The following is a 3,322-nucleotide window of genomic DNA, read 5'->3' as shown; positions in this document are numbered from 1 at the left end:
GGCCGCGGCCTACGCGATCCCGTCCTACGACGACGGCTACTACACCCCGGATGTGTTCGGTGCGGGCACCGGTGCTGCGGTGCCGCTGGACGACTACGACTTCGGCCGCGACTACCGGTAACGAAGTCCGCGATCCGCGGCTGCGGATCTGCTTTCGGAAGGCCCTCGCCCGTTCCCGGGCGGGGGCCTTCCGCTTTTCCGGCTGCCGTGTTCCGGACTGCCGTCGGTGTCGTGCGTTGGTGATCATGTCGGCGGGTCCTCCGCATCCGTGCCCGCCGCGGCGTGGCGGTCCGCCGGGCGCGGCCCGGGGGTCAGGCACAGCCCGCGGCGCTGCGCCTCGGTGATCAAGGCGAGCTGATCGGACAGCGCGCGGTAGCGGATCGCCTCGCACTGCCGGATCGCGTCTACCAGCGAACCGTCCGAGCACTCCGACAGCTGCTGGGACGGTTGCTGTTCCTGGGCCGGCGGGTCGAGGTCCAGCTCCTCCGGCCCGGCGCGATCGGCGGGCACGGCGCTGAGGTGCGGGCTGCAGTCGAGCGGCTTCGTTTTGGCGTTCATGTGTTCGATCATCCAGCATCGAACATCCGTTCGCCATTACACGTGCGGGTGGTGTCCGGCCGGGGAATAGCCGCCCGCGGAGATCGGGTTGTACGCCGTATGCGAGCGATAGGTGTCTCTGAGTTCGGCGGTCCCGATGTGCTGCGGGAATTCCAGATCCCCGAGCGGCATGCCGGACCCGGCGAAGTGCGGATCGACGTTCGAGCCGCCGCGGTGAACCCCACCGACACGGTCCTGCGCAGCGGTGCCTATGCCGAACGCCTGCGCACGAATCCGCCCCCGTACGTGCCCGGGATGGACGTGGCCGGGGTGCTGGACGAGGTCGGGTCCGAGGTCTCCGATCTGGCGGTCGGCGAGCACGTGATGGCGATCGTGGTGCCCGACGGAGCGCACGGTGGCTATTCGGAAAGCCTGGTGCTGCCCGAGCGGTCGGTCGTGCGGGTTCCCGCAGGCGCGGACGACGTCGCCGCCGCGAGTCTGCCGATGAACGCGCTCACCGCCCGGCAAGCCCTCGACCTGCTGGAACTGCAACCGGGTCAGACGCTCGCGGTGACCGGCGCGGCAGGCGCGTTCGGTGGCCACGTCGTGCAGCTGGCGAAGGCCGACGGGCTGAAGGTGATCGCGGACGCGGCCGACAAGGATCGCGAGCTGGTCCGGTCGCTGGGCGCGGACGTCATCGTCGAGCGCGGCGACGACGTGGCGAAACGGCTCCGCGAGGTCGAACCGGAGGGCGTGCACGCCGTGGCGGATGGTGCCGTGCACAACGAACTCGTGCTTCCCGCGGTTCGCGACGGAGGCCGGGTAACGACCGTGCGGTTCTTCTCCGCTGAGGGCGAGCGCGGGATCACGTACCACCCGGTGTCAGTGCGCGATTATCAGCTGGAGAAGGAGAAGCTGGACCGGCTGCGCGCGCAGGTCGAGGAAGGTGTGCTCAGCTTGCGGGTGGCCCAGACCTTCTCCGCGGACCAGGCGCCGGAGGCGCACCGTGCCTTGGAGGCCGGCGGTGCGCGGGGGCGGATGGTGTTGATGTTCTGAGCCGCCGGGCCGCCGGGTGGTGGCGTGCGCGCCGCCACCACCTGTCGGCTGCGTCGCTGCGGGGCTCAGCCCTCCAGGTCGGAAAGGGCCTTGCGGACCCGTTCGACCTCGGCTTCGAGTTCGGCCAGCTTCGCTTCGTGCTGTTCCCGCGCGGCGCTGATTACCCCCTCGATGGCTTCCGAGATGTCCTCGTGCAGTTCCGCCGCGGCCTTGGACACGGCGGCGGCCGGGATCGGCAGGCCCTGCACGACCCGCTTGCCGGAGTGCAGCAGCTCGGCCTGCCATTCGCCTTCGGCGGTGCCGGTCACGGTGAGGGTGAGCTCGACGGTGCGGGTCTTCTTGGCCGAACTCTGCTTGCGGGGCTTCGGCTTCTTCGGCGCGGACTCCGCCGCGGCGGCTGCACCCGTGCCCTCGTCGGTGCCCGCGGCCGGGGTCTGGCCCGATTCCGGCGCCGCGGCTTGCTCGGTTCCTTCGCTGGTGCCCTGATCTGCTTCCGCGTCCAAAGTTCCTCCTCGATCTCACGAACCTGCGGCATAGAGTAGAACACCAGTTCCCCTATGGTGTCCTGCCGGTCGCTCGCGGGACCGCACTTTATCGGGACGGACCACGGGAACCGGCTGTCATGGGTCAAGTGCGTCGAGCAGCGCTGCGAGCCCTGGCCGAAAGGCGTGCTCCGCAGGTGCCGCGTAGCCGATGACGACGCCGGGCGGCCGGGACTGCGCGTTCACCCAGTGCGGCCCGAGAGCTTCGAGTTCAACGGCGCGTGCGCGGGCGCGGGTCAGGATTTCACGTTCGCCGGGGCCGTCCGGATCAAGTCTCAGGGTCAGGTGCAGCCCGGCCGAGATCCCCGCGGGGTAGAGCCGGTGCCGGGCGCGAAGACCGTCCAGCGCGCGCAAGAGCTGTTCGCGCCGCGAGCGGTAGGTGTTGCGCGATCGCCGGACGTGCTGGTCGTACGCACCGGATCGCAGCATCTCGGCCAAGGCGAGCTGATCGAAGCCGTGCCCACCGGGCAGCTTCATCGCCCGCACCGGTTCCACGAGGCGTGCGGGCAATGCGAGCCACGCTATTCGCAGCGCCGGGGCGAGGCTCTTGCTCGCCGTGCCCGCGTAGATCACCACATCGGGCGCCATCCCCTGCAGCGATCCGACCGGTCGGCGGTCGAACCGGAATTCGCCGTCGTAGTCGTCCTCGACGATGAGACCTCCCGCCGAGCGCGCCGCGCGGATCAGCGCCGAGCGGCGCTGCGCCCGCATGGTCACCCCCAGCGGGTACTGGTGCGCGGGAGTGATCACGGTGACCGGTCTGCGCAGCCGCTGCACTTCGATGCCCTGGTCGTCCACGGGAACACCGCGCACCCGCATCCCCGCGCTCGCGGCGATGTCCCGGAACTGCGGCAGCGAGGGGTCCTCGAAGTCCACCGAGCCGGTTCCCTGCGCCAGTAGGGCCCTGCTGAGCAGCGATAACGCTTCGCTGTAGCCGTTGCAGACGATCAACCGATCAGGCGCGGTGTCCACCGCCCTGGAACGCCGCAGGTAGTCGGCGAGCACTTCGCGCAGTTCCAGTGGTCCTTGCGGGTCGCCGTAGTCGAGGTCCCCGGCAGGCATGTTGCGCACGATCCGGCGGTGCGCGCTGAGCCAGTCCTTGCGCGGGAAGGAGCTCAGATCCGGCCGGCCCGGCCGGAAATCCCAGCGCGGCGGGTGCGGTGCGGGACGCGCGGGCGGCGCGGAGC

4 protein-coding genes are annotated in these 3,322 nt (G+C 70.5%); 1 reads left to right on the top strand and 3 read right to left on the bottom strand.

What is annotated here, in order from left to right; translation table 11 throughout:
• Positions 1–243: 243 nt before the first annotated feature.
• A complete protein-coding gene (locus tag IJH84_RS04620) occupies positions 244–558 on the bottom strand; it encodes a hypothetical protein (protein WP_295140610.1) in 315 nt (104 codons plus the stop codon).
• Between the two features lie 138 nt (positions 559–696).
• Here IJH84_RS04620 and IJH84_RS04615 point away from each other — a divergent pair, with 138 nt between their 5' ends.
• Complete coding sequence (locus tag IJH84_RS04615) at positions 697–1,593, top strand: NADP-dependent oxidoreductase (RefSeq protein ID WP_295140607.1); 897 nt, start codon at positions 697–699, stop codon at positions 1,591–1,593.
• Between the two features lie 65 nt (positions 1,594–1,658).
• On the opposite strand, the gene IJH84_RS04610 is transcribed toward IJH84_RS04615, so the two are convergent.
• Together IJH84_RS04610 and IJH84_RS04605 are read right to left on the bottom strand one after the other, a co-directional pair.
• Complete coding sequence (locus IJH84_RS04610; RefSeq protein ID WP_200069023.1) at positions 1,659–2,096, bottom strand: DUF6319 family protein; 438 nt, start codon at positions 2,094–2,096, stop codon at positions 1,659–1,661.
• Positions 2,097–2,213: 117 nt separating this feature from the next.
• Positions 2,214–3,322 (bottom strand): PLP-dependent aminotransferase family protein (locus tag IJH84_RS04605; RefSeq protein WP_295140598.1); only part of this gene is annotated, 1,109 nt, incomplete at its 5' end.

Source organism: Saccharopolyspora sp. (assembly GCF_017434145.1).
Classification (GTDB): Bacteria; Actinomycetota; Actinomycetes; order Mycobacteriales; family Pseudonocardiaceae; genus Saccharopolyspora_C; species Saccharopolyspora_C galaxeae.
This window is presented reverse-complemented; position numbering and strand designations above follow the sequence as displayed.